Here is a 25,508-nt window from a genome sequence, read left to right on the forward strand (position 1 = left end):
GGTGGCAATTACTGAAAAACTGTGGTTAACTGGCAGAATGAAACCGGCGGTTTTTTTCATATTTGTCATCATTTCAATGGGGTTGGCTGGCCCTGATTTATCCGTTGCTGCAGATTCCGTGGACAACCGGTTGTGGGCCGAACTGCTTAAAGCCCATGTCCAAAACGGGCGGGTGGATTATGACGGGTTCAAACAGGATGAAGCCAAACTGGATCAATACCTGGCCATTTTAAGTGCCACAGACCCGGGCACGTTATCTCACCATCACCAGTTCGCCTTTTATATCAACGCGTACAACGCATTTACCATCAAGCTGATCCTGACCCGGTATCCGGGCATCAATTCCATCAAGGAGATCGGCGGTTTTTTTTCCAATCCCTGGAGTAAAAAATTCATTCCCCTCAACGGGTTCAAGGTGAATCTGGACCATATCGAACATGACATTCTCAGGCCCCGGTTCAAGGATCCACGAATGCATTTTGCCATCAATTGTGCGGCGAAAAGCTGCCCCCCGCTTTTAAACGAACCCTATGAAGGCGACACCCTGGAATCCCGCCTGGATGATCAGACCCGGCGATTCATCAACCATCCGGGCAACACGTTTTTAAAAAACGGCACCCTTTTTATCAGCCGGATTTTTAAATGGTTTGAAGCGGATTTTTCAGACAATCCCTTAAACTTCATCCGCCGGTATGCAGATGATGCCTTGAAACAGACGCTGGATAACACCGCTGCCACCGGCGAAATTTCTATCCAATATCTGTATTATGACTGGACGTTAAACCGCTGATGCCCGTTTTCAGACCTTTTTGAAAACGACATTCACCGGATTCCATGGCTTGCAAACCCCATGGGAATGAGGTATGAATACAGGCCATGGCCGTGAAAAAAAAGACCGCTTTTTTAAAAATACCGCTTTCCATCAAACTGTTCTGCAGTTCTGTCCTATCCATCCTGATCTTTACCATCCCGTTGTTTTTTCTGGTCAATCAATCGCTGAAAGATCTGGGGCAGTTCGCAGATACGGCCAATACCAGACAAATCAAGCAGATGGCCAATCAATATCTGGCCGGCATGGCCCGGGAAAAAGCCCGAAAATACGATGAAATTTTTTTACATTATCAAACATCCGTGACATTTCTGGGAATGAAAGCCAGTGAAATCTACACCCGCCTGGCAGCCGGTCATGCTTTCCATTCCATGGTTCCGTCCATGATATATCATCCGGGAAACGCCATATGGTATACCCCTGAATCCGATCCGCTTATCACACTATTCTGGGGAGATGACACCTTGTCTGCGCCCATTGTATCGGAACTGCAGGCCCTGGCGGAAATGGATCTGTATCTGGTCATGGCCAAAAAAAACTGCCGCCGGGCCATGGCCGCCCATATCATCACCCGGACCGGGATCGGGAAATATTATACCTTGAATCCGGACATGCGAAACGCATGTTTCAACCTGCCGAACCCGGCTGATTTCGACCTTAGAAACGGTGAACCCATGACCACGTTTACCCAACAGTCCGAAGCGGACTACGGGTTTCGATGGACCCGGCCTTACAAAGACGATGTGGCACCCGGGCTGATGATGACGGGTGTTGCCCCCATACTGGATGGAAACGGCCGGCTCAAAGGAGTCACGGGCATGGATATCCCTCTGGCCGACATGTTTCAGGATCTGGACAAAGGCCACCCGCTGTTATCGAATCCAGATGCCCCCCCCGGCGATTTTTTTGCGCTTCTCATGGATTCACAGGGCCGGTTGATCTCTTTTCCTGTTGCCTTGCTGCCCTTGCTTGGCCTGGACATGGACATCAGCCATTTCAAATATTCAGACAATATCCTGTCACTGAACCTCACCCAATCCCGGCAGCCTGTCATTGAACAAATTACGCGGCAGATTTTGAATGCCACGTCATACCAGGATACGCTCACCATCCAGGACCGGTCCTATATTCTGGCCTCCCACCGCCTCCATCAAACCAACTGGCACATCGTGCTGGCAAGCAGCGAAAACAATCTGCTTGACTCCATTGAGCAGACGCGCAACGTCATGGATCACAACCTGTCAGGTATCCTGAAAAGCTTTATGATCTATGCCGGTATCATATTTCTTGTGGCCTTGGGGTGCAGCTATTCAGGGGTCAGACGGTTTGTCCGTCCTCTCCAGCATTTGACCCGTCTGACACGCCGGATATCTAAAGAAGTGTATTCAGAAAAAGTCCCGGAAAACCGCAATGATGAAATCGGGGAACTGTCCCGGGCCTTCAATGAAATGACCGATCGCCTGCAACAGTCCCAGCAAAGGGAAAAAAAACATATTCAAGAGTTGTCTCATCAGGCAGACCGGCTGAAACAACTCAATGAATACCTGGTCCACTCGGACGAAACAGAACGAAAAATGATGGCGTCGGATCTGCATGACAGCGTGGTCCAGACCCTGGCCATGGGCATTTCCCGGACAAAAAATCTGATGGAATCTGATGATCCGGCCCGGCCGGACCAGATCCGCGCGATTCAGGCCATTCTGGAACAGGCGGTTCGGGAGATCCGAACACTGATTTACAAACTGTCTCCCCCGATTCTGGATGACTTTGACATTGATATCGCCATTGGGGCGCTGATCGAGGAGATCAATGCCCGGGAAAAGACCGCATACCGGTACATCAACCAGGTCACGGATCCCATTCCGCTGCCCCATGCACTGAAGGTTACCCTGTACCGGGCGGTCAATGAACTGCTGACCAATATCCGAAAACATGCCCGTACCCCGAACGCCAGCATCCAATTGTGGTTTTCGGATCCGGACATCTGTCTGCAGGTGGAAGATTCCGGCGCGGGCATGGACGTTCAGGCATTGAAACCATCCAAGGATCACGGGTTTGGTCTGTACAGCCTGTCTGAACGGATTCAGAATTTCGGCGGCACCCTGACCATCACATCCACCCCCGGCAAAGGAACGAAAATTCTGCTGACCGCGCCGGTCAATCAAAGGGGATCGAATATCCATGAATAAAAAAACCATCATCATCGTGGATGACCACCGGGTATTCCACCACGGCATCAGTCAAGCCCTGGAAGCGACCGGCGAATTCACTGTCACAGCCCGGGCCGCCAACGGGATTCAGGCGGTTTCTTTGGCTGAAAAATCCGTCCCGGATCTTATCCTCATGGACATCAGCATGCCCGATCTCAACGGCATGGAAGCCACCCGAAGAATTCTGGCAATCCATCCGAAAATCCGCATTATCGCCTTGTCCATGCATACGGAAAAAATCTATGTCAAAGGCATGCTTAATGCCGGGGCATCCGGGTATGTGCTCAAATCCTGCTCTTTCAAAGAATTGTTGACTGCCATCAAAGCAGGGCTGGACGGCCATGTATATGTAAGTCCGGAAATCACTCACCTGCTGGTGGGAGATTCACCGGACCGCCTGAGCTGCCTGACCCCACGTGAAAAACAGATACTGGTGTATATCGCCGAAGGCCACAGTACCAGGGAAACCGCAGAAATCCTGAAGTTGAGCGCGAAAACCATCGATATCCACCGCAGAAACCTCAGATCCAAACTCGGGATACAGACCGTTGCCGGGCTGACCCGATATGCCCTGGCCAAAGGGCTGATCCCTCCGGCGCCCTGACCGTTGAATCATCGCACACTGGTATATGTCGGCCGGACACCGCCTTTTGAGAATACAATTTGCCACAATTGATTGCTCCGGGCCCTGAACGTGCCGGCACAGGCCAGCAGGTAATAGGTCCACATGCGGAAAAACCGGTTGTCATACCGGTGTTTGATCCTGTCCCAGTTGGCCACAAAATTGTCATACCAAGCCATCAACGTGGGATCATAATCAGGACCGAAACTGTGCCAGTCCTCCAGAACAAAAAATTTTTCCGCCGCCATTGTGATCTGGCGGCCGGACGGCACCATGGAATTGGGAAAAATGTATTTGGAAATCCAGGGGTCGCTGCTACGCACGGACCGGTTACCGGCAATGGTGTGCAGCAGAAAAAGCCCCTGATCCTTCAGGCACCGGTGAACCACGGCCATAAAGGTTTTGTAGTGGGCCCTTCCCACATGCTCGAACATTCCCACAGACACGATCCGGTCAAAGGGTTCATTCAGATCCCGGTAATCCATGAGCCGGATCTCCACAGGCAGGTCCCGGCACCGTTGTGTGGCCAAAGTCACCTGCTCTTTTGACACGGTGACACCCTTCACACTCACCTGATATTTTTGTGCCATATACGCAGACAATCCCCCCCATCCGCAACCGATGTCCAACACCCGCATACCGGGTGCCAGCTGCAACTTCCGGCAGATCAACTCCATTTTGGCTTCCTGGGCCGCTTCCAGGGTGTCGGCGTTTTTCCAGTACCCGCAGGAATAATTCATGGATTTATCCAGCATCAGCGAAAACAGTTCATTGCCGATATCATAATGCCGCCGGCCGATTTCAAACGCTCTGAATTTTCCCGGAGATACCGTCAACATCGCCTTGACACGGCACCACACAGCACGTATGGATTTTATGGCCTGTTCATCCAGCCGGGCCTGCAAAATTTTATCAAAAAACTGGTCCAGTCTGGGGCATTCCCACCACCCGTCCATATAACTTTCACCCAGAGCTTTGGAGCCGCCGGCCACCAGCCGCTTGAAGAAAAGGTCCTGATTCACCTGAATATCCCAGGGATTTGTACCGTTGATTTTGACGCCGGCAGCGGCGAACAGATCAGTCGCCAGTCGTTGAGAAGATGCATGGTTCATATTACCGCCTCCTTTGAAAAGAGTGAACTCAGCATTCTATAGCACAGCTTCAGGCAGCGGTTAAAGTAAAAAATCGGTATTTTTATTCCGGTTCAAAGCGGGATCACTTTGGTAGCCAGCTGCATGGCCGTGACAATATCCAGCATATTGGTGGTTTCTCCCACCTGTTTTTCATTCAGCAGATCAAAATGGGTCAGGCAGGTGCCGCAAACCCAGATGGAAATATTCTGTTTTTCATATGCCTGAAGCGTTTCCAGCACCGCAGATCCCTTAATGGTGAGCTTGACCCCGTTATTGACAAACACGATCCGCCACAGATCCTCTCCCATTTCCCCCAGGGTCTTGATGAAACTGATCATCAGTTTCCGTCCCAGGTCATCATCCCCGGCCCCCATCCGGTCCGAAGCGATGAGTACCAGTATTTTCTGACCTTTTTCTTTGTCATCTGGTTCTGAAACCCCGGGCACGCCCGGCTCGATTTGCGGCGGATCATTTCGATCCCCTGATTTTTGCATATCCACCCCGGAAACAGTGAAGGAGTCCCCCTGCCCGGATGTGGTGGCTTCATATCCCTTTGTCCCCAGAAACCGGGATACGTTTTCAACTGCGGCCTCATTGTCCACCTGTACGGTGAGGCGAAAAGGCGAATGGGTTTCCACGGCCTGCTTGGTCAAAAGTACGGGCTGGGGACAGGCCAGGCCCCGGGCATCGATATTCATTGTCATTGTTATGATTCTTTCGTATTTGAATTAATTTGTCTTTTGTGGCCGTGGCCGCGGTTACGCACTTGTCAGACCACTTCTATTTTTCCGGGATTTTGATCCAGCACTTCTCCGATCACAGCGGCACAGGCAATTTTCTGATCATGCAGCGCCGTGACAAGATCCCGGGACCGGTTTTCCGGACACCCCATGAGCAATCCGCCCGAGGTCTGGGGATCAAAAAAAAGATCCCGCAACGCCGGACTGAACCCGTCGTCCAAGTGTACCATGGCTGCCCGGAACTGGCGGTTCCGGAATGCCCCTCCGGGCACCAGGCCCATGCCGGCAAATTCCAGTGCACCGGATATCAAAGGAATCTGATCACTGAAAACACGAACTCCGACCCCAGTGCCGGTCACCATTTCCGCCAGGTGTCCTAAAAGTCCGAACCCCGTGATATCCGTGCAGGCGGAAATGGGAAACCGGGTCATGACATCGGCGGCATCCCGGTTCAATGCGGCCATCAGCTCGGTAATCTCTTTGACCTGATCCAGGGACGTCAGGCCGGCTTTCACGGCCGTGTTCATGACCCCTGTGCCCAGCGGCTTGGTAAGAATCAGCCGGTCTCCGGGTCTCAACCCCTGGTTGGCCAGAATCCGGTCCGGGTGAACAAATCCGGTGACGGACAACCCATACTTGAGTTCATCATCCTCCACACTGTGCCCCCCTAAGAGCACGGTACCGGATTCTTCCAGTACACGGATGCCTCCGGCCAAAATTTTCTTCAGAACCGTCATGTCCATGGCACCCAAAGGAAACGCCACCAGATTCATGGCGGTTTTGGGAATACCGCCCATGGCATAGACATCGGACAAGGCATTGGCTGCGGCAATCCGGCCGAAATCATAGGGATCATCCACTATGGGGGTAAAAAAATCCACGGTCTGAATCAATGCCAGATCATCGCTGACTTTGTACACACCGGCATCATCGGCCGTTCCCATCCCCACCAGAACATTTTCATTGGTCGGCACCGTCAATCCGTTCAATGCGGCCGCCAGATCCCCGGGCGGCAATTTTGCCGCTCACCCGGCCCCTTTCACACACTGGGTCAACCGGATGGGTTGTACGGGGTTATTTGACGTCTGATTCATCTCATCTCCTTGAAAAATTTTTATTTAAACCATTATTATTTCTCATTTCCGGCTTCAGATCAAATTCAAAATTTCTGTTACAGACCATGGGTTCCATAGAAATAATCAATAACCGACGTAATGGCGGCAGGGGAAGAAAATTTTTTCCGGCTGAAAAGACTTCGGAGGGGAAAACAAAAAACCCCGACAAGATAAGGAGGACCATCTTGTCGGGGTGATGACATTTAATTTGGCTCCCCAGCACGGACTTGAACCGCGGACCCATTGGTTAACAGCCAATTGCTCTGCCAACTGAGCTACTGGGGAGCATGTCTTGAATCAAGACTCGACGTTTATATAAGATCACCCGCTGGTTGTCAAGATAAAAAAACAAAAATTTGACAGGGGTTTTCGGAAAGGGTAATAATGCACCGGACATAGCGCCTGACACAACCATATTAACATATCAACCCAGGAAACAGGACACACCATGATTACTGAACAGGGCATTGTCACCCGGGCCACTCCGGATGTGGCACTGATTAAAACCAACCGGGCCGCAGCCTGTGAGGTCTGCTCGGCCAAAGACAGTTGCGGCACCATCCACCGGGGCAAAGAGATGACTGTGGAGGTCCCCAACACATTAGGGGTCGAAACCGGAGATTCCGTGCTGATCGGCATGCAGACAAAATCCGCGCTGCTGCTGACCTTTCTGATCTATGTTGTCCCGATTCTCTGCCTGGTCGCCGGTGCGTTGACCGGTGATGCCTTGGGCCCTTTACTCCGGATCAATGCGTCATTTGCCGCCATGGTATTGGGTTTTTCTTTTTTCGGCATCGCTTTTGTCATTCTTCACAAAAAATCGGCGGCAATGAATCAAAAAAGTGAATTCAAACCCGTGCTGATCCGCAAGACAAAGCCGGTGACAGCGCCCGCCTGCAAGCCGTCTTCAAAATAATTTTTTTCCTTGCCAACCCAGCAGCAATATACTATATACGCTGCCAGTTGTGGGTTTGTCACATAAACGCTAACCCCTTAGACTGGAAGATTGACATATGACATCACAACCACATCTGAAGTTTGCGGTCTTGATCTTGACTGTTTTGCTGATCACAGGGATCGTCTGTTACGCTGCTTTCTCCCCTCCTGCACCGGTAGATCCGGTTCGCATCATGTTTCAAACCGATGCCGGCAAAGTCCTGTTCACCCACCAGACACACACGGAGGACTATTATCTGGATTGTCTGGACTGTCATCACAACATTGATGATGACGAGACCTACAATTGCAGTGACTGCCATGAGGAGACCGGAGACGATTACATGCCGTCAAGAACGGATGCCCTTCACGAGACATGCATCGGGTGCCATGCGGATTACGGCGCAGGACCGGTCGATTGCAATGCATGTCATGTGCTTTAAATCCGGTATTCTGCCGCCTTTGTCTTGCGTCAGTCATGACAACCGCTTTTTGAAACAAGGACGTAACTCATGATTAAACGATCTTTCTTTGCGCTGTCCAAACCCGGGTTGACCTGTGACCTGCTGGAACCCGATCCTGAAGCGCCCCAAAAAATCGATATACCCGCCCTTTTGACACTTCTGTTACCCGAACCCCTTGACGGGTCCCGGGACGCTTTGATCCAGAAAGGTGATCCCGTCAAAAAAGGGCAGAAACTTCAACTGTATAAAGACAGCATTGATTATGCGGTTTCACCGGTATCAGGCACCATAAAATCCATTGATACATTCACTGCCGATGATTTCAGCGGTCTGCGCACCCGCATTGCCATAGAAAAAGACACACAGGCTGCCGACAAGATTAAATATCCGGAAATGAAACAAGCGTTGTCCTTTGCGGCCCAGCATCTGAATCACCTGCCGGGAGCGCCCCCGTTCGCCCGTCTTGCCCGGACCAAAGTCCCTGTCAATACCCTGATCATCATGGTGTCAGACACGGACCTGCTGACCACTACTTCCCAGTATATGGGCACAGCCCACGCCGCAACACTGCAAAAAGGGGTACAGATCCTCAAACAGATCACAAAGGTGCCCAAGATATATCTGGTCCTGCCGGACAGGCTCCAGGACCGTGCCCGATTCGACAGCCTGACCCTGTTGCCGGCGCGTTTGAATTACCCGGAAACCCTGCCCGCCATGATCATGAAAAATCATCTGGACAAAATTCTGCCGGCCGGCAAAACCCCCGAGGAAATGGGCATCTGTTTTATCCGGGCCGAAGCCGTGGTTTCTCTGGCCCGGGCGTTTGAAACCAAGGGCCCGGTGTTTGAAAAATGTATCACCCTGATTGACAAAACCGGAGCCCGCCACAGGCTTGAAGCGGTGATCGGTACCCCGCTGGGCCAAATTTTCAGCCAGCTGGGCATTCAGATCAATGAAATGGACCGCATTGTCATCGGGGGGCCCATGCAGGGTTTTGCCACATTCACCCCCCACCACCCGGTCACACCGGATATGGACACGATTCTGGTCCAGGACCGGAAAACCATTACCCCGCTGTCAGACAACAACTGTGTCAACTGCGGCAAATGCATCCAGATTTGTCCGGCCGACATACCGGTCAATCTGCTGGTCCGGTTTCTCCAGGCCGGACAGTATGAGGCCGCTGCTGATAAATGCGACCTCGAGGCCTGTATCGACTGTGGATTATGTGCCTATGTCTGTACCTCACAGATCGCATTGTCCCAGTATATCCGGCTGGGAAAACACGAACTGCACAAACTGCGAGCAGATGTTTAAAAGGGAGACTGCCCATGAATAATACCAAACTCACCGTTTCCCATGCACCGTTCTGGCATGACGGAGACAGCCTGTTCCAAATGAACCTGAACATCCTTCTGGCCCTGCTGCCCGCTGCAGTATACGGCATCATCCAATTCGGGGCACCGGCCCTGGGTGTCATGGCGCTGTCAACCTCCTGCGCCATGCTCTGGGAAATTGTGGTAAACCGTGTTGCCAAACAATCTTTTACCATCGGTGATCTGGATGCGGCGGTCATCGGGCTGCTGTTCGGCATGATGCTGCCGGCCGTTACCCCCTGGTGGCTGATTGTGGTGGGTACTTTTGTGGCCGTGGTGATCGGCAAATCAATTTTCGGCGGCATCGGTGCCAACCCCTTTCATCCTGCCCTGGTAGGCATGGCCGTGCTCATGCTTTCCTGGAAACTATTTTTTGATTTTGACACGGCTTATGTGAATTATCTGTTTGATTTTACCGCGCTGACCCCTCTGGCAGCCGTAAAATCTCAAGGGGCGGGTGCTGCTGACCTGTTTTCGCTTTCAGACCTGATCTGGGGCAGAGAATTTGGCGGGGCCGGGACCACGTTTGGTCTGGGGCTGATCATCGGCGGTATTTACCTGATACTGCGGGGATATATCAGATGGGAACTTTCCATATCATTTATAGCCGGGATCCTGATCACAGCCGCTATTTTTTATCTGTCCAGTCCGGATAACTATGCCGGCCCCCTGTTTCACCTTTTCTCCGGCTACACGCTGCTGGGGGCTTTTTTCCTGATCACTGAAAACTCATCATCGCCTGTGAACCGGATACCCATGCTCATCTATGGGTTTCTGGGCGGATTCATGATTATCCTCATGAGGAATGTGGGATCCTATGCAGACGGCACAGTCCTGGCCATTCTGCTGGTCAACCTTGTAAACCCCCTGGTGGACAATATCAGACCGAAAGCTTTGGGAAGGGGAATAAACAATGCGTGAAATGATAAGTATGATAGTGGTATTGACCGCTTTGACCGCCATTTCCGGCGGTCTTCTGGCCGCAGTAAAAACAGGCACGGAAGTCAAAATTGAAGAACAGGTGCTGAAGTTCCAGAAAGCCCCGGCCATCGAAGAAATTTTTCCTGATGCCGCCAATGATCCGATCATGGAACGGTTCAATCTTCAGGCAGGGGACTCCTTAGTTCAGATATTTCCTGCAAAAATGGCGGACGGGTCACAAGCCGTTGCTTTTGAAACCAAGGGCAAAGGCGGATATGGCGGAGATGTCGGCCTGATGGTCGGCATAAAACTGGACAATGACCAGATTGTGGCGGCCAGGGTCACAACCCATGCGGAAACGCCGGGACTGGGTGCCCGGGCAAAGGATGATCCCACATTTGTCTCCCAGTTTACAGACAAACCCCTGGACGCCAACCTGGCCCTGAAATCAGACAATGGCTCCATTGATGCCATGTCCGGTGCCACCATTACATCCAGGGCTGTGACCCTGGCTGCCATCCAGGCCCAGAATCTTTACAAAAACCTGAAGCCCGAAATTTTAAAGCAGATGCCATAAGGCAAAAAAAGGAGATACAAAAACATGGCACAATCTTTGGCAAAAGAATTTACTAAAGGGCTGTGGGCTGAACTGCCTCCTTTCAGACTTGTGCTGGGTCTCTGCCCGGTGCTTGCCGTGACCAAGACGGTTGAAAACGGCATCGGCATGGGAGTGGCCACCACATTTGTGCTGGTTTTTTCCAATCTGCTGGTGTCGCTGCTGCGGAACATCATCCCGCCCAAAGTCCGGATTGCCTGCTATATTGTCATTATTGCCACATTTGTCACCATTGTGGAACTGGTCATGCAAGCCTATACCTATCCCTTGTTTTTGAAACTGGGAATTTTTATTCCCTTGATCGTGGTCAACTGCATTGTACTGGGAAGAGCAGAAGCCTTTGCCAGTAAAAACAATCCGGTGATGGCCATTGCAGACGGACTGGGTATCGGTATCGGCTTTACACTTTCCCTTGCCGCCCTGGGTGCCGTGCGGGAGTTTCTGGGTGCCGGCACGATTACCATCTGGGGAGGAAATCCCGTGTTTGCCATGCCCGAAAGCTTTCACGCATTCTCCTTTATGGTGGAAGCCCCTGGAGCGTTTGTGGCCCTGGGACTGATGCTGGCATGCATGAACCTCATAGGCAGCAAATAAGGAGAAACCCCATGGAATATTTTGAAATTGCCATCAGCTGTATTTTCATCAACAACATCCTCCTTGCCCAGTTTCTTGGCAACTGCCCCTTTCTGGGCACATCCAAAAAAATGGAAACCGCAGTGGGCATGTCAATGGCCGTGGTATTTGTACTGGTCATGGCAGGAGTCATTACCTGGTGTCTGGACACCTATCTGCTCAAGACCCTGAATGTGGAATATTTAAGAACCCTGTCATTCATTCTGGTCATTGCCTCTCTGGTCCAGTTTGTGGAAATGTTTTTGAAAAAGAGCATCCCGGGCCTGTATGCGGGCTTAGGAATTTTTCTGCCACTGATCACCACCAATTGTGCGGTCATGGGTGCCTGTCTGCTGAATATCAGCAATGAATATACATTTACCAAAGCACTGGTGTCATCCTTTGCCTATGCTGTCGGATTCGGCCTGGCCCTGATTCTATTTGCCGGGGTCCGGGAACGGATCAATCTGGGCCGGATACCCAAACCGTTGCAGGACACTTCCATCGGTCTGATCACCGCAGGCATCATTGCTCTGACTTTTACCTCTTTCAGGGGAATGGTGTAAAATAGTTTCAAAAAATGGTGCCAGGCCCTTGAAAACCCGTATAATAATCCTGCTGGGAGTCCTGATCCCGGCAGGATTATTTTTTTTGGTCACCGGCTTCTGGGTGTGGCATACGCTGCATACCCCTGTAAAAGTGGATGACAAAGAGATCATTTTTGTGATTGAACCCGGGCAGCACCTGAAGCAGATTGCCGAAAATCTTAAATCTTCAGGCCTGATTCCAAACGTGCTTGTTTTCCGGGCCTATGCCCGGTATCAGAAAGCCGCCACCCGCATTCAGGCCGGTGAACACCGGCTGTTTACACCGGCCTCTCCTGCCCAAATCCTGGATCAACTGCTCAAAGCCCGGATCAAACTGTACCGGCTCACTATTCCCGAAGGGCTGGACATGGCGGAAACCGCATCCGTGGTGGCGAAAACCGGCATGTGTGAGCCGGACCTTTTTATAGCCCTGTGCCGGGATCCGAACGTCATCGCAGACCTTGGCATCCCTTCCCACACAATGGAAGGATTTTTGTTTCCTGAAACCTATTTCTTTCCCAAAACCACCACCTGCCGCCAAATCATCGAAAAAATGGTGACCACGTTTTTTTCCGTATACACGCCAGAGTGGGAAAAAAAAGCAGATGATCTGGGATTCACCCTCAAAGAAATTGTCACTTTGGCCTCCATGATTGAAAAAGAAGCCGGTGTGGCATCGGAACAGCCGTTGATCTCATCGGTGTTCCACAACCGGTTGAAAAAAGGCATGCGCCTGCAAAGTGATCCCACTGTGATTTACGGGGATACAACATTTGAAGGCCGGATCCGGACCCGGCATCTGCAAAGAAAAACCGAATACAACACTTACCAGATGCACGGCCTTCCCAAAGGCCCCATTGCCAATCCCGGGGCAAAAGCCATTGAAGCGGCCCTGTTCCCGGCTGAAAGCGATTTTCTGTTTTTTGTGTCCAAAAATGATAAAACCCACTATTTCTCCAAGACTTTGGCAGAACACAACCGGGCCGTCAGAAAATATCAGATCAACCAGTGATCCTGATCGTTTCCACCCACACCCGGTACATATCTTTTTACAGGCAACTCAGCCCCTTAATCGCTGAACTGGCGAAGATACACAATCACGGAACCGGACCGGGATTTTTTTTTACGCTCCCAGGCAAACCCCAGAACAATATCCTGGGTTTTTAACCGGGTCAAAAGGTCTTCGATGGTATCGGGCAGCACGGGTCCCAGATCGGAATGCAGCCCCTTGCCCACAATGATCCGCACGGTAAAATAGCCCTGAAGTTTGCAGGTGGTCAAAAAAGACCGGGCTTTTAACTGGGCGCCTAACGCGGTGAACCCATGCAGATCCAGGTCTTTTTCAGGAGGCGGATACCGCTTGATTCTTTTATGGTACGGCATGGGTTTAGAAGGTATTGATTGTTTTTTTTGCGGCGGTCTGGACAGATAGGATGCCAGCAACGCGGTAAAATCCTGTGCAGGGCCATCTTCGGCTTTTGGCGGGCACTTTTTTTCGCCGGTTCCGGCACATGAATCGGAAAACACCTGGTCCACCACGGGCAGTCCATGGCGGTTCACGGGCGGGGAGGTGTTTTTGCACGCAAACGAACGGGGGGTGTCGGATTTTCGGGTGAACGCCTTTAACAGGTCTTCATCCGGCCCCACCAGCGGCGGCTTGTATTTTCTTTTCTTTCCCATACAGGTCTTTGATTTTACGTTAATTTTGCCGTTTTTTCAAGACAATGGCCTTAGTTTCTGTATTTGACTTTGCCCCCCCTTCCTGCTATTGTCTGATTCATGAAAATTGGGACCATTGTTGAATATATTGATCAACAGAAAATCATAACAGCAGTAATATTAAGCGAAAAAAAAGACAAGCTCAAATTACTCAATGAAAACAGCCGGGAAGTCAGCCTTTCTGAAAAAAGGCTGCTTCATGTCTCACAGGTATGTCTGGACGTCACCCAGCCCAGAAATCATCTGATCAACCAGTTAAAAACCACGGCCCAAACCCGCGGGCAATTGTCCGATCAGATCGATATATTTGACATCTGGGAAATTCTTCACGAAGAATCTGAAAATATCGATTTGTCCGCCATGACGGTTTTCTGCTTTGATCCCCCGTTGTGCTGCGATCATGAAGCGGCGGTGATCCGGGCGGTTTTTTATGACCGCCTGTATTTCAAGTTCAATCAGAACTGTTTTTCTCCGTTTACACCGGCACAGGTGGATGCCAAAAAGCGCCAGATCCAAGAAGCGGAAAAAAGAGACCGCCTGATTCAGCAAGGGGTGGCCTGGCTGACGGCCATGCAGACGGAACCGGAAAAATCCATTGATGCCGATCCCGACGTTCTGGAATGCCTGAAAGACTATTACCTGTTCGGAAATGACAGCGTTCATGCATCTTTAGCCAGGCAGATGCTGAAAAACGCCGGCCTGACAACCCCGGACCCCTTGTTTCAATTTTTTGTCCGATCCAAAGTCTGGGATGTGGATGAAAACGTGGATCTTTTATCCCTGGGCATTCCCACCCGATTTTCTCAGCAAGTCACGGCGGCCGGCCGCCTTTTGTCGTCCTTCAGTACCCGTGTCTATCAGGACCAGGACCGAAAGGATCTGACCCAGGTGCCACTGATCACCATCGACGGCCAGTCCACCCTGGATTATGATGATGCCATCAGCCTGGAAAACACGGATCAGGGCTATCGTTTGGGGATCCATATCATTGATGTGGGGGCGTATATCAAATCCGGAGATCCCATTGATATGGCGGCCCGGGAGCGGGCCAGTTCCATTTACATGCCCGATGACAAGCTGCCCATGCTGCCCGCAGATCTGTCCGATGATCTGTGCAGCCTCAAACAGGGGGAAATCCGACCGGCCATCTCCACAATGATCCAGATGAGCCGGTTCTTTGAAATCCGGGATGTCCAGATTATCCCCAGCATCATTCAGGTGCATCACCAGATGAGCTACATGGAAGCCAATCTGCTGAACGGCAAGGATGACCCCATCACCAGCCTTCATAAAATCGCCACATTGCTCAGGGAAAAACGGCTCAAAGCCGGTGCAGTCCAGATCACGCTGCCGGAAGTCAATGTCTGGCTCGAAGACAACAAAGAGATCCGATATGCCAAGGTGGACCGGGAAAATCCATCCCGGATGCTGGTTTCGGAAATGATGATTTTTGCCAATTCCCTGATGGCCAAGTTTCTGGCCGATCATCAGATGCCGGCGGTATTCCGGTCCCAGCCGCCCCCCAGCCAGCGGCTGTTCAATGGCATTGAAACGGCACTTTTGCCCAATCTCATGCAGCGCAGACATCTGAGCCGGGCCATGGTCACCACCACCCCCCAGCCCCATTCCGGTTTGGGGGTCAAGGCATACACCACGGCCACCTCTCCCATCCGCAGATACCATGATCTGCTCACCCAGCGCCAGATTAAAGCAGTGCTGGGTCTGAACCCGGCCTATTCAAAAAAAGATCTGGAAGAAATTCTGCAGGCAGTATCCGTTCCCATGGCCAATGCCGGCCGGGTTCAGGGCGCCAGAAAACGGTACTGGCTGCTCAAGCTGCTGGAATCCATGCGGGGAGACAGCGTTGATGCCCTGGTGCTGGAATGCCACCGGGACCATTACAATATTCTGCTCAAGGAATTCATGCTGGAAGCCAGGCTGCCGTCCTCCGGTTTAAAACTCAAACAGGGAGATGCCATTCAGGTCACGGTCCAGCATGTGGATGCAAGGCGGAATCAGCTGTCTTTGTTCTGTGTGTAACGGCCCCCCAACAATTTTTCAATGCTTGAAACTGCGCTGACCTGTAAACACCATGGCTGCGTCATATTCGTTGCAGGCCTGGATGGACTGGTAATCATTCAGGGAGCCTCCGGGCTGAATCACCGCTTTGATCCCCTGGGACAGCCCCACATCAATGCCGTCCCGGAACGGGAAAAACGCATCTGAAATCATGGCTGCACCGATCAATCCGCCCTTTTCTTCAGCCACTTTGGCATTAATTTCCTGTTTTTTGTCTTCATCTTTCAGATCGGCACAGGATTGATGGTATTGTTCAAAACAATACCGGTCCGCCAGTTTGCGGTATGCCTTGTCCACTGCGATCTGGGCCACGCCCACCCGATCCTGCTCCCCCGTGCCGATGCCCACGGTCACATTGTCTTTGACATAGATCACGGAGTTGGAGGTGATGCCTGATTCCACCAGCCACCCGAACAACATGTCCTCATATTCCCGGTCCGTGGGCGGCCGGTTCACTGAAAAGGTCTGCCCCTGATAATCCGTTACCGCCGGTATAAGATCTTCTCTGGTCAGGGCCTTTGGCACAAACGACCACTGGGCCACAACCCCGCCGTCCATCAGGCTTTTAAAATCCACCACCCGCTCTCCCACAAAACGCTGGAGCCGGTCCATGGCCTGGATGCGGATGACCCGCAGATTTTTTCTATCCCCTAAAATTTCCAGGACCCCGTCTTCAAATTCCGGTGCCACCACCACTTCGGCATACTGGGACGCGATGGCCTGGGCCGTGGCTTTGTCCACAGCCCGGTTCAACCCGATACATCCGCCGAAGGCCGCCACCCGGTCCGCCATATAGGCCCGGGTATACGCCGCCTCAAGACTGTGGGCCCGGGCCGCCCCGCAGGGATTGTTGTGCTTGACGATCACGGCACAGGGGGTGTCGGTGAAATATCGCAGAATATTCAGGCAGTTGTCCGCATCCGTCAGATTGGTTTTGCCCGGATGCTTGCCGGACTGGAGCAGTTCAATATCCGACACCAGGTGCTGTCCCGGCTGAATGGTCTTTGCGTCGCCCAAAATCAGGTTGCCGTTGACAAGGCGGTACAATGCGGCTTCCTGGCCCGGGTTCTCTCCATAGCGAAGGCCTTTTTCCACCCCGTCAATCACCCAGGACACTTTTTCATAAAACAGGGTCTGCCGGGTATTTTCCTCCACAAAAGCGATTTCCATGCGGGAGGGAAAATGGTCATCCATAATGGTTTTATACATTTTTTTAAGATCATCAGACATGATTCAAACTCCTGGTTGATAACATGATAAAAGTGCAGTGCCGGCTGTGCCGGCCAGATAATCGGCAATGGCCCGGTCATAGGCGGCCGTGTGCGCAAAAGCCCGGGCCGCCAGATCATACCGGTCCGCCAGGGTCAGACATCCCTTGCCGGCGGTGAGTTTTTCAAGAATTTTAGAATAGTCTTCCGGGTTGGTCACGGATGCCACCCGGATAAAATTTTTGGCAGCGGCCCGGATCATGGTGGGGCCTCCGATATCGATATTCCCCCGGGCATTTTCCAATGTCATGTCGGGCCGGGCAATGGTTTGGGCAAAAGGATAGAGATTGACCACCACCATGTCGATGGGCCGGGCTTTGGTCCGCACCAGATCCGCCTGATGGGCCTGGTTATAGGTCTCTGTCAGCAATCCCAGATAAATCTTGAAATCCAGGGTTTTTACCAGACCGCCCTGGGTTTCAGGCTGGCCCGTGTAATCAGATACCTGTTGCAGATGCATGTCGGCCCCGGGCCCCAGAATCTCTTTGATCCGTGAAAATGTACCGCCCGTGGACAGGATCACCAGATCCGGGTTCACGGCAATCATGCCCGGAATCAATGTATCCAGCCCGGATTTATCCGACACGCTCACCAGCAGGGTGTTGATCTTCACTTGATCATCCACTTTTTCCACCACATTTTTTGCCATTATATTATCCTTTCATTTATCTCGTAAAATCGTGATGTTCCATACCACGCAGACCCGTCTACGTCAAGCAGTGAGGCACCCGGCACTCGTCGCTGATGACAGCGGAGCCCCGGTGGGGGTGTCTTGCTGACGGACTGTCGGAGCCACCCCGTGGATTCCTGTCCGGCAGTAAGACACCCCCACCGGGGCGGCCTTATGCCTCACACTTTAAAATTCCGCTACATGGGTTTGCCTGTCAGGTTCAAAAATATTTTATTTTGACATTTTCCCGGGTATGGAAGACAATAACGGCAATCATTCACCCCATTCACGGAGAGGTTCATGATTCCATTGAAAATGAAAGCCCTGCTGCAAAAAGTCCTGCCGGACAAAGTGTGGCAGAACCGGCTGATCAAGGACGGCCCGCTCCGGTTCATGGAATTCGGCCCCCTGGATGTGGACCGGCTTCAGCGTCTGGGCATCCGGGTGGACCGTTTAGGTCCCCGGCTGGTGGTCTGCATGTGGGATGAGGACAGCCCGCTGGAGATCGGCGGGTTTCTGGTGGTGGACAACCTGGCCATGGGGCAGCCGGCCATGGGCGGCACCCGCATGCTGCCGGACATTACCCCGGACATCATTCACAATCTGGCCCGGGGCATGACATTGAAAAATGCGGCCGCAGCCCTGCCCTTTGGGGGAGGAAAATCCGGTATTGTCCGCCCCGAAGATCTCACCCCGGCTGACCGGCCTGCCGTCATCACCGGATTCGGGCGGCTTTTGAAACGATACCGCAAAATCTATATTCCCGGCCCGGATGTGGGCACCAATGATGCGGACATGAAAATATTCGCCATTGAAAACGGGCTCAACAACGCCGTATCCAAGCCCGCGGACATGGGCGGAAACCGGATCGATGAACTGGGCGGGGCTGCCAACGGGGTGGTGGTGGCGTTCAAGACCCTGGTAAAACAGCTGCCCCGGCTTAAAAATCTGCCCCAGTTCCGGCACCTGACCCTTCCCTCCTTGAAAGACCAGACCATCCTCATCCAGGGATTCGGTGCGGTCGGGGCCCATGTGGCCCGGATCTTTCACGAATATGATCCGCACACGCCTCCGGTCATCAAGGGCATCAGTGATGCCCACGGGTTTCTGATGAATGAAAACGGTCTGCCCTGGCAGCAGCTGTTTGACCTGTGGAAACAGTTTGGTGAAGTGACCCGGCGCTATTTTCATGACACCATCCTCCACGGCACACAAAACACCGACCCCCGGACTATTTATTCCAGCTGTGCCGACAACCTGCTCAGGGAATCCGGGTTCTGCCTGATACCGGCATCTCCGGTATCCAACTATCTGGATGTGGACGCAAGTTCAAATCCGTCCATGACCGTGGACCGGATGGGACACTGGCAGCTGATTGTGGAAGGCGCCAACACCTATTCTCCTGATCCGGCGAAAAAAGCGGCCCGGCGGCACATGGAGCGCCATGTTTACCGGGACAAAGGGGTGCTCATTGCCAAGGACTTTCTGGTGAACTCCGGTGGCGTGATTTATGCGGCCCACGAACGCATGATTCCCACCCCGGATGACCTGCTGATTCCCAAAGACATTCTGGGACATTCTAAAAAAATCGATGCCTGGCTGCACAAAAACCAGGAGGCGTTTGCCCAACTGGCGGAAATCCGGCGGAAAGCGGCCGTGGAAAAGCTGGAAACCGTGATCCGCAACAATATGGAAGAACTCATTGACGGCCTGTGCAAGGATGCGGACAGTCTTCCCTGTGACGTGGCTGAAACCATCAGCATCCGCCGCATCGCATCCATGGAAAAAACCAGAACGGCCAAAGATGTCATGGAAGACGCCCCCACCATCGGTGTGGACCGGCAGGTCGCGGATGCGGCCAGACTGCTGGTCAAATCCCGGGTATCCATTGTCAATGTGGTGTCTGAAACAGGCAAGCTCATCGGCATTGTCACCAACTGGGACATCACCCGGGCCATGGCCTCCCACCTGCCCATGGATGCGCCTTTAACCCGGGTGATGACAACAGACGTGATCGCTACCGGCCCGGACACCCCGATCTTAGACTGTGTCAGGATGCTGGAAAACCACGAAATATCAGCCATGCCCATTGTAAAAAAAGACCGGGTGGCAGGCATTGTTTCCGGAGATATCCTGGCGAAAAAAACCTTGTTCCGGCTGCTCCAGACCATGGATTGAAAAAAGACTTCCCTGTTTATGCGACTCTTACTGATTATTCTGGCCCAGTTTCTGTCCGGTTCCATCTGGTTTGCCGCCAATGCCGCGTTTTTTGACCAGCAGTTTTTACTGTCTGCCGTGCAGGCGGGATTTATTGCCGGCACCTTGAGCTTTGCATTCCTGAATCTGTCGGATCGGTTTCCGCCGGTAAGGGTATTTTTCGTCTGTGCACTGGCAGGTGCCATGTTCAATCTGGGAGGTGCCCTGCTTCCCCCTTCCCGGGGAATTCTGCTGGCTTCCCGGTTTTTATGCGGCATCTCTCTGGCCGGTATCTATCCCGTGGGCATGAAAATTGCGGCATCCTGGTATCCCGACACCCTGGGACGGGCTTTGGGTTTTCTGGTGGGGGCCCTGGTTTTAGCGTCCGGGTTTCCCTATCTCATCAAAGCGGTTCACTGGCAGGGAGACCCGGGAATGATCCTGTGGATAACCAGTGTGTCATGCCTGGCCGGCGGACTGATTCAGGTTTTTTTTGTGGGGGACGGGCCGTTTCTGCCCAAGGGATCTCCTTTTGACCCCAAAGTGATCCGTTACCTGTTTGTGAATCCTTATTTTAAAGCGTCGGCTTTAGGCTATTTCGGCCATATGTGGGAGCTGTACGCGGTCTGGGCAACCATACCGATTCTGTTTTATGCCATAATTCCAGATCAGGCGGACATGTGGGCGTTTATTTTTTTTGGGGCCGGGTTCATGGGATGTGCTGCCGGGGGCATGCTTTCCCTGAAATGGGGCAGCCGGCGCGTGGCCGGCACGGCCCTGATCATATCCGCGCTGTGCTGCCTGATGTCACCGACTTTTCTTTATTTGCCCCGGGCTCTGGCCCTGGGCATAATTTTGTTATGGGGTATGGCTGTGGTGGCGGATTCTCCCCAGTTTTCCTCTTTAAACACCCGGTTTGCCCCGGCCGGATATGTGGGATCCGCGTTAACACTGGTCAATTGCATCGGATTTGTCATCACCATTTTTTCCATTGAACTGGTGACGTTCTGGATCCGGCACTGGGGAATCGACACGGCATTTCTGTGCCTGACACCCGGCCCTGTGCTGGGATGGATCTGGCTGAACAAAAAAATCCCGGGTTGAGTTTTCATATAAAATTGCGTATGACCATTTAAAAACCAAATCCAAGGAGGATTGTATGCCAGCTGACGTTTTTTTCATGGATCTGACTGCCACATCCCGGGAAAACCTGCCCGGAAAACTGGGCCGGCTCTTAAAAAAAGCCGGAATAAAAAACATATTGGACAAAAATGATCACACAGCGGTCAAGCTTCATTTTGGCGAGCAGGGCAATACCGCCTATATCCGGCCGGTCTTTATCCGGAAAATCATCGAAACCATCCGAACGACGGGTGCACAGCCGTTTCTGACCGATGCCAACACCCTGTACGTAGGCACCCGGTCCAATGCCGTGTCCCATATCAAAACCGCCATTGAAAACGGCTTTTCCTATTCGTCCATGGACAACGCGCCCATCATCATTGCCGACGGCCTGCTGGGCAAAAGTGAAACCCCGGTGCCTGTAAAACTGAAAAACTGTGAACAGGTGTATATCGGGTCCGAAATCATGCAGGCCGGTGCCCTGATTTCTGTGGCCCATTTCAAAGGTCATGAACTGAGCGGATTCGGTGGCACCATCAAAAACATCGGTATGGGATCAGCTTCGCGCCGAGGCAAACTGGACCAGCACTCCAATGTATCGCCTAAAATCAAGCGAAAGACCTGTATCGGATGCGGGGAATGCGCGGCCCACTGCCCGGGGGAAGCGATTTTTCTGGAAGACAAGAAAGCCTATATCACAAAAGAAAAGTGCATCGGGTGTGCGGAATGCATTGTCCGGTGTCCCACGGGGTCCATTAACATCAACTGGAACCAGACTATTCCGGTGTTCATGGAAAAAATGGTGGAATATACCTATGGAATCGTGAAAAACAAGCCCGGTAAATGCCTGTTCATCAATTTCATCACGGACATCGCCCCCAAATGCGACTGCCTGTCCTACACGGAATCCCCCATTGTCAGCAATATCGGGGTGGTGGCATCCCTGGATCCCGTGGCCATTGACCAAGCCAGCGTGGATCTGGTAAACCAGCAGCCGGGCCTGCCCCATACTGAGTTAAAGACCTGCCTGGCCCCGGGGGAGGACAAGTTCAAAGGCCTGTATCCGGATGTGGACTGGTCCCATCAGCTGGCTTATGCGGAAGAGATCGGACTGGGGACCCGGGATTACAAGCTGGTCAAGCTCAAGACCCTGGCGTATAAGAAATCATGAGAAAGTGATCCGTCATACTATTCCATCAGGCTGCTTCGACCCGCCCCGGGGTGGTGTCCTTTTCTCGGACAGAGAACACAGTTCTGACAGTCCGAGAAAAGGACACCACCCCGGGGCTCGCAGCTTAACATGATCTTTCGACTTATAAAGCATGGGGGGAACACAACCAGAACGGTGATACCCCTTACTCTTCAAAATAGTCGGAATCAATTTTCTTCACCTCATAAGACTCTGCCAGAGAGACACCAAGACCGAAATCAATCATATACTCCGCCATCTGTCTGCCATCCACGAGAGCGACCTTCGGATCGATGTTTTGAACATAAGCCTTAGCCTCGGGAGAAAATAAACCCGTGGTGATAAAAACGCCTTTCCGTGCTCTGCGGCCATGCAGAGCACCAACAAACTTCTGTATTTCAGGACGACCAACGGTCCCTTCCCATCGTTTGGCCTGCAAATAAACCATCTCAAGCCCAAGCCTGTCTTCTGAAATAATGCCATCTATACCTTCATCCCCAGACTGGCCAACACATTCACCAGTACCACCCCCCGCACGGCCATATCCCATTTTCAGAAGCAGGTCTACAACCAGGTATTCAAAAAACCGGGGACTGCATGACTTTACACGATCCAGAATATCTGAAACAAGGCTTTTGCGTATCGTAATATAGGCAGACTCCAAAATTTCTTCCGGTGTGTCTGAATCGTTTTCATTTTCGATTTCGGTATTATCTTGTTTAAGCGATCGGTTTCTGAAGTCTTGAAATTCAGGATATTGGCTCAAGAAATTGATGGATATTTCTTCGGGTGGGTTTGCAAGCACATCTTTTCCCCGTTTTGTAATCTGAAAGTGTGCCCGTTCCGGAGATGAAAGCAAACCACCCCGTTGAAGATAAACTTTCGCCCAGGCAACCCTGTTGGCAAAACGTGATTGCCGCCCACTGGGTAACAGTTCTTCCTGTTCTTCCATGGTGAGATGAAAATGTTTGGCGAGTTCCTCCCGTGCATCGACAAGTGCCCACACTCTTTCATCTGCAGCAAGATTGAGCATGGGAAGCATAATTTCCTGAAATTTGGGAACTGCCATCGGATTTATTCCTTATCATTTGAATTTTGGCATGTCATATCTGTTTGCAATGATCTTTCGTTCTTTTTCAGAAAGTGTTGTCATATATCTTTTCCAGCCGGGGCACCAGTTTGTGTGCCACCGCCATAACCGCCCGAGCAGGGATGCCGGGTTGTCATCATATTTTTTGCGGAACCGGCAGGTACTGCAATTGGATTGTGCCATTTACTTTCTCCTTTTCTTCAGATAATCACACCGGCCGATCAACTTTTTAAAACCGTTATCATCCATCAATCTCATATGCCCCGTTGATCTGAAGTGCTGCTTTTAGTGCCTGTTCCAGAAGTTCCAGTTTTTTAAGAGACAATTTGCCGATAAAGTGTATTAACAGGGATTTTGGTATGCTGATCAGCTCATCGCAATGAATGGCGCTGTCGTGTTTAAGGCCTTCGTCAATGCCGACAGGCACCTGAGTTGAAAGGCCGTCATAAGAAGTGTAAACAGGGGCACAGATCACTGTCGAGAACCTGGATTCAATCAGAATCTGACGGCTTACCACAACAAAAGATCGATATTTTTTTGGATCCCGGGATGAAGGACGTCTGATTCTGTATAGATCACCCCGTCTCATATAGGGACCTGATAACCCAGCACATCCTCCGCCTCATGATTGAGCGCATCTGCATGTTTATTGATAATTTCAAGGTCACGCAGCTCTGCCTCTTTTTTTTCAAGATGCTCAATAAAAACACGGGCCGCTGTTTCTATAAAATCCGACCGGCTTCTGTAGGCTCCCATATGCGCATCAATGGCCCGCAATATGTCCTGGGATAATGTAATGGATGTCTTGGTTTTCATACCACTTTTATACCGCCACATATACCCTGGTGTCAATTGAAAATAATGCCCCCCATGCACGACAGTAGCCCCCGATGGGGGTGCCTTGCTGACGGACTGTCGGAGCCACCTTGTGGATTCCTGGCCGGCAGTAAGGTGCTCCCATCGGGGGCGGCATCCATGCTCACCTGACGTTATTTTCTTTTACTCACGATCCAATGGCAGATATTTTATCCCATACTGGATAATCATCTCCATGTCTGGCATAATGCCGGGGTTGCTGTCAAACCCGATAAAAGGAACTGCCCGATGGATGTGCCGGATACCACCTTGCTGCCGTATGTGATGAACCTGCTGTATATTCTGACAGGTGTGGCTCTGATCTATGTGACCGCCACGTTGTTTCTGACCTGGCTGGTGCAGCAGATTCCCAGAAACCCGGTCACGGATCCGCCCCGGTGGGGAACGGTTACCGACATCCGGATACCGGCCATTGACGGCGGATATCTGGAGGTATGGCGCATCGACCCCAAAGGTCCGTCCCGGGGCATTGTGGTGTTTGCCCATGGCTGGGGTAGAAACCGGGACCGGATGGTGAAACGGGCAAAAATCTTTGCCCGATGGGGATTTACCACCGTGATCCACAGCGCCCGGGGCCATGGCAATTCCAGTTCCAGACAATGCATGAACGCGGTGCGGTTTGCCCAAGATATTGAATCGGTCATCCAATGGGTAAATGAACCCGTGCTTCTGTACGGCCATTCCGCCGGATCCGCCGGTGCCATCATTGCTGCGGCCCGGCATCCGTCCATGGTGCGGCTGCTGTTTCTGGAAGCTTCCTATGCCCATACAAAAGAGGCCCTGTTGAGCTTGTACCGGTGGTTCAGTCCGGTTTTCGGCAAATTGTTCGGCCCGGCAATTGTGCAATGGATGCGCATTCTGTACCGGGGTGCCACTGAAGCCTACAGCCCGGCCCGGGTGGCACGGCGCATCCGCATGCCGGTCATGCTCATTCACGGGGAAAAAGACCATCGGTTTCCCTTATCCTTTGCCATGACACTTAAACACAGTTTTGTTCATGAAAAGGTAGCCTGCTATATTGCCAAAAACGCCGGCCACAGCGATGCCAGCAAAACAAAAGAATACGGCCCGACGGTCAAATCTTTCATTAATCGCTATCTGGTTGATAAAGGTTGACTGATATCCATTAAATCGCGTA

General features: G+C 52.0%; 26 protein-coding genes and 1 tRNA gene. 16 read left to right on the forward strand and 11 right to left on the reverse strand.

What is annotated here, in order from left to right; translation table 11 throughout:
• Window positions 1-118 precede the first annotated feature (118 nt).
• The 3 genes from DPO_RS01750 (at window position 119) to DPO_RS01760 (ending at window position 3,643) form a co-directional block, all read left to right on the forward strand.
• Window positions 119-790 (forward strand): DUF547 domain-containing protein, encoded by a 672-nt coding sequence (locus tag DPO_RS01750; RefSeq protein ID WP_236609875.1) that lies wholly within the window; start codon window positions 119-121, stop codon window positions 788-790.
• A gap of 86 nt (window positions 791-876) precedes the next feature.
• Window positions 877-3,018, forward strand: a complete 2,142-nt coding sequence (locus DPO_RS01755) for a HAMP domain-containing protein (protein WP_006963881.1) — start codon at window positions 877-879, stop codon at window positions 3,016-3,018.
• Entirely contained in the window at window positions 3,011-3,643 is a 633-nt protein-coding gene (locus DPO_RS01760; RefSeq protein ID WP_006963882.1) for a response regulator, read from the forward strand. Before DPO_RS01755 ends, DPO_RS01760 begins: the two co-directional genes overlap by 8 nt.
• Window positions 3,644-3,651: 8 nt before the next feature.
• Here the strand turns inward: DPO_RS01760 and cfa are convergent, their stop codons facing one another.
• The 4 genes from cfa to DPO_RS01780 form a co-directional block, all read right to left on the reverse strand.
• A complete protein-coding gene (cfa, locus tag DPO_RS01765; protein WP_006963883.1) occupies window positions 3,652-4,773 on the reverse strand; it encodes a cyclopropane fatty acyl phospholipid synthase in 1,122 nt (373 codons plus the stop codon).
• A gap of 92 nt (window positions 4,774-4,865) precedes the next feature.
• Window positions 4,866-5,498 carry a sulfurtransferase-like selenium metabolism protein YedF gene (gene yedF / locus DPO_RS01770; RefSeq protein WP_040011395.1) on the reverse strand — a complete coding sequence of 211 codons (633 nt, stop codon included), beginning with the start codon at window positions 5,496-5,498 and terminating at the stop codon, window positions 4,866-4,868.
• 65 nt (window positions 5,499-5,563) lie between these two features.
• Complete coding sequence (selD, locus tag DPO_RS01775; protein ID WP_083911952.1) at window positions 5,564-6,628, reverse strand: selenide, water dikinase SelD; 1,065 nt, start codon at window positions 6,626-6,628, stop codon at window positions 5,564-5,566.
• A 230-nt stretch (window positions 6,629-6,858) separates the two neighbouring features.
• Window positions 6,859-6,934: transfer RNA gene (locus tag DPO_RS01780), tRNA-Asn, on the reverse strand.
• Window positions 6,935-7,097: 163 nt separating this feature from the next.
• Here DPO_RS01780 and DPO_RS01785 point away from each other — a divergent pair.
• The 8 genes from DPO_RS01785 (at window position 7,098) to mltG (ending at window position 13,173) form a co-directional block, all read left to right on the forward strand.
• A complete protein-coding gene (locus DPO_RS01785; RefSeq protein WP_006963886.1) occupies window positions 7,098-7,565 on the forward strand; it encodes a SoxR reducing system RseC family protein in 468 nt (155 codons plus the stop codon).
• Between the two features lie 97 nt (window positions 7,566-7,662).
• Complete coding sequence (locus DPO_RS01790) at window positions 7,663-8,028, forward strand: cytochrome c3 family protein (RefSeq protein ID WP_006963888.1); 366 nt, start codon at window positions 7,663-7,665, stop codon at window positions 8,026-8,028.
• Between the two features lie 69 nt (window positions 8,029-8,097).
• On the forward strand, window positions 8,098-9,366 hold the full coding sequence (locus DPO_RS01795; protein WP_006963890.1) for a 4Fe-4S dicluster domain-containing protein: 1,269 nt from the start codon (window positions 8,098-8,100) through the stop codon (window positions 9,364-9,366).
• 14 nt (window positions 9,367-9,380) lie between these two features.
• Entirely contained in the window at window positions 9,381-10,346 is a 966-nt protein-coding gene (locus DPO_RS01800; protein WP_006963892.1) for an RnfABCDGE type electron transport complex subunit D, read from the forward strand.
• Window positions 10,339-10,923, forward strand: coding sequence for an RnfABCDGE type electron transport complex subunit G (gene rnfG, locus DPO_RS01805; protein WP_006963894.1), 585 nt, complete (start codon window positions 10,339-10,341; stop codon window positions 10,921-10,923). The genes DPO_RS01800 and rnfG overlap by 8 nt, the downstream gene beginning before the upstream one ends.
• Before the next feature lie 24 nt (window positions 10,924-10,947).
• Window positions 10,948-11,556, forward strand: a complete 609-nt coding sequence (gene rsxE / locus DPO_RS01810) for an electron transport complex subunit RsxE (RefSeq protein ID WP_006963896.1) — start codon at window positions 10,948-10,950, stop codon at window positions 11,554-11,556.
• Window positions 11,557-11,567: 11 nt separating this feature from the next.
• Complete coding sequence (locus DPO_RS01815) at window positions 11,568-12,140, forward strand: electron transport complex protein RnfA (RefSeq protein WP_006963898.1); 573 nt, start codon at window positions 11,568-11,570, stop codon at window positions 12,138-12,140.
• Window positions 12,141-12,168: 28 nt separating this feature from the next.
• Window positions 12,169-13,173 carry an endolytic transglycosylase MltG gene (gene mltG / locus DPO_RS01820; protein ID WP_006963900.1) on the forward strand — a complete coding sequence of 335 codons (1,005 nt, stop codon included), beginning with the start codon at window positions 12,169-12,171 and terminating at the stop codon, window positions 13,171-13,173.
• A gap of 56 nt (window positions 13,174-13,229) precedes the next feature.
• On the opposite strand, the gene DPO_RS01825 is transcribed toward mltG, so the two are convergent.
• Window positions 13,230-13,841, reverse strand: a complete 612-nt coding sequence (locus tag DPO_RS01825) for a Smr/MutS family protein (RefSeq protein ID WP_006963902.1) — start codon at window positions 13,839-13,841, stop codon at window positions 13,230-13,232.
• 99 nt (window positions 13,842-13,940) lie between these two features.
• On the opposite strand from DPO_RS01825, the gene DPO_RS01830 reads away from it, so the two are divergent.
• Window positions 13,941-15,920 (forward strand): ribonuclease catalytic domain-containing protein, encoded by a 1,980-nt coding sequence (locus DPO_RS01830; protein ID WP_006963904.1) that lies wholly within the window; start codon window positions 13,941-13,943, stop codon window positions 15,918-15,920.
• Between the two features lie 18 nt (window positions 15,921-15,938).
• On the opposite strand, the gene DPO_RS01835 is transcribed toward DPO_RS01830, so the two are convergent.
• Together DPO_RS01835 and DPO_RS01840 are read right to left on the reverse strand one after the other, a co-directional pair.
• Complete coding sequence (locus DPO_RS01835) at window positions 15,939-17,189, reverse strand: bifunctional phosphoribosylaminoimidazolecarboxamide formyltransferase/IMP cyclohydrolase PurH (protein WP_006963906.1); 1,251 nt, start codon at window positions 17,187-17,189, stop codon at window positions 15,939-15,941.
• 3 nt (window positions 17,190-17,192) lie between these two features.
• Window positions 17,193-17,876, reverse strand: a complete 684-nt coding sequence (locus tag DPO_RS01840) for a bifunctional phosphoribosylaminoimidazolecarboxamide formyltransferase/IMP cyclohydrolase PurH (RefSeq protein WP_006963908.1) — start codon at window positions 17,874-17,876, stop codon at window positions 17,193-17,195.
• Between the two features lie 321 nt (window positions 17,877-18,197).
• Here DPO_RS01840 and DPO_RS01845 point away from each other — a divergent pair, with 321 nt between their 5' ends.
• Genes DPO_RS01845 through DPO_RS01855 form a run of 3 tightly spaced genes read left to right on the forward strand, consistent with a single transcriptional unit; the run spans window position 18,198 to window position 22,386 of the window.
• Window positions 18,198-20,075, forward strand: coding sequence for a CBS domain-containing protein (locus tag DPO_RS01845; protein ID WP_006963910.1), 1,878 nt, complete (start codon window positions 18,198-18,200; stop codon window positions 20,073-20,075).
• 18 nt (window positions 20,076-20,093) lie between these two features.
• Window positions 20,094-21,197: an MFS transporter gene (locus DPO_RS01850; protein WP_006963912.1), complete on the forward strand. Its 1,104-nt coding sequence runs from the start codon at window positions 20,094-20,096 to the stop codon at window positions 21,195-21,197.
• Between the two features lie 55 nt (window positions 21,198-21,252).
• Window positions 21,253-22,386: a DUF362 domain-containing protein gene (locus DPO_RS01855; protein ID WP_006963913.1), complete on the forward strand. Its 1,134-nt coding sequence runs from the start codon at window positions 21,253-21,255 to the stop codon at window positions 22,384-22,386.
• Between the two features lie 184 nt (window positions 22,387-22,570).
• On the opposite strand, the gene DPO_RS01860 is transcribed toward DPO_RS01855, so the two are convergent.
• From DPO_RS01860 to DPO_RS01875, 4 genes are read right to left on the reverse strand one after another with little or no spacing between them, the layout of a single operon-like run.
• Window positions 22,571-23,473 (reverse strand): restriction endonuclease, encoded by a 903-nt coding sequence (locus DPO_RS01860; protein WP_006963914.1) that lies wholly within the window; start codon window positions 23,471-23,473, stop codon window positions 22,571-22,573.
• A 15-nt stretch (window positions 23,474-23,488) separates the two neighbouring features.
• On the reverse strand, window positions 23,489-23,677 hold the full coding sequence (locus DPO_RS01865) for a hypothetical protein (RefSeq protein ID WP_006963915.1): 189 nt from the start codon (window positions 23,675-23,677) through the stop codon (window positions 23,489-23,491).
• Between the two features lie 58 nt (window positions 23,678-23,735).
• Window positions 23,736-24,083 (reverse strand): type II toxin-antitoxin system PemK/MazF family toxin, encoded by a 348-nt coding sequence (locus DPO_RS01870; protein ID WP_006963916.1) that lies wholly within the window; start codon window positions 24,081-24,083, stop codon window positions 23,736-23,738.
• Window positions 24,080-24,310 carry a ribbon-helix-helix domain-containing protein gene (locus DPO_RS01875; RefSeq protein ID WP_024333620.1) on the reverse strand — a complete coding sequence of 77 codons (231 nt, stop codon included), beginning with the start codon at window positions 24,308-24,310 and terminating at the stop codon, window positions 24,080-24,082. The genes DPO_RS01870 and DPO_RS01875 overlap by 4 nt, the downstream gene beginning before the upstream one ends.
• Window positions 24,311-24,598: 288 nt before the next feature.
• Here DPO_RS01875 and DPO_RS01880 point away from each other — a divergent pair, with 288 nt between their 5' ends.
• Window positions 24,599-25,486, forward strand: coding sequence for an alpha/beta hydrolase (locus DPO_RS01880; RefSeq protein ID WP_006963918.1), 888 nt, complete (start codon window positions 24,599-24,601; stop codon window positions 25,484-25,486).
• Window positions 25,487-25,508 lie beyond the last annotated feature (22 nt).

The sequence above is a fragment of the Desulfotignum phosphitoxidans DSM 13687 genome, assembly GCF_000350545.1.
In the GTDB taxonomy this organism is placed as follows: domain Bacteria; phylum Desulfobacterota; class Desulfobacteria; order Desulfobacterales; family Desulfobacteraceae; genus Desulfotignum; species Desulfotignum phosphitoxidans.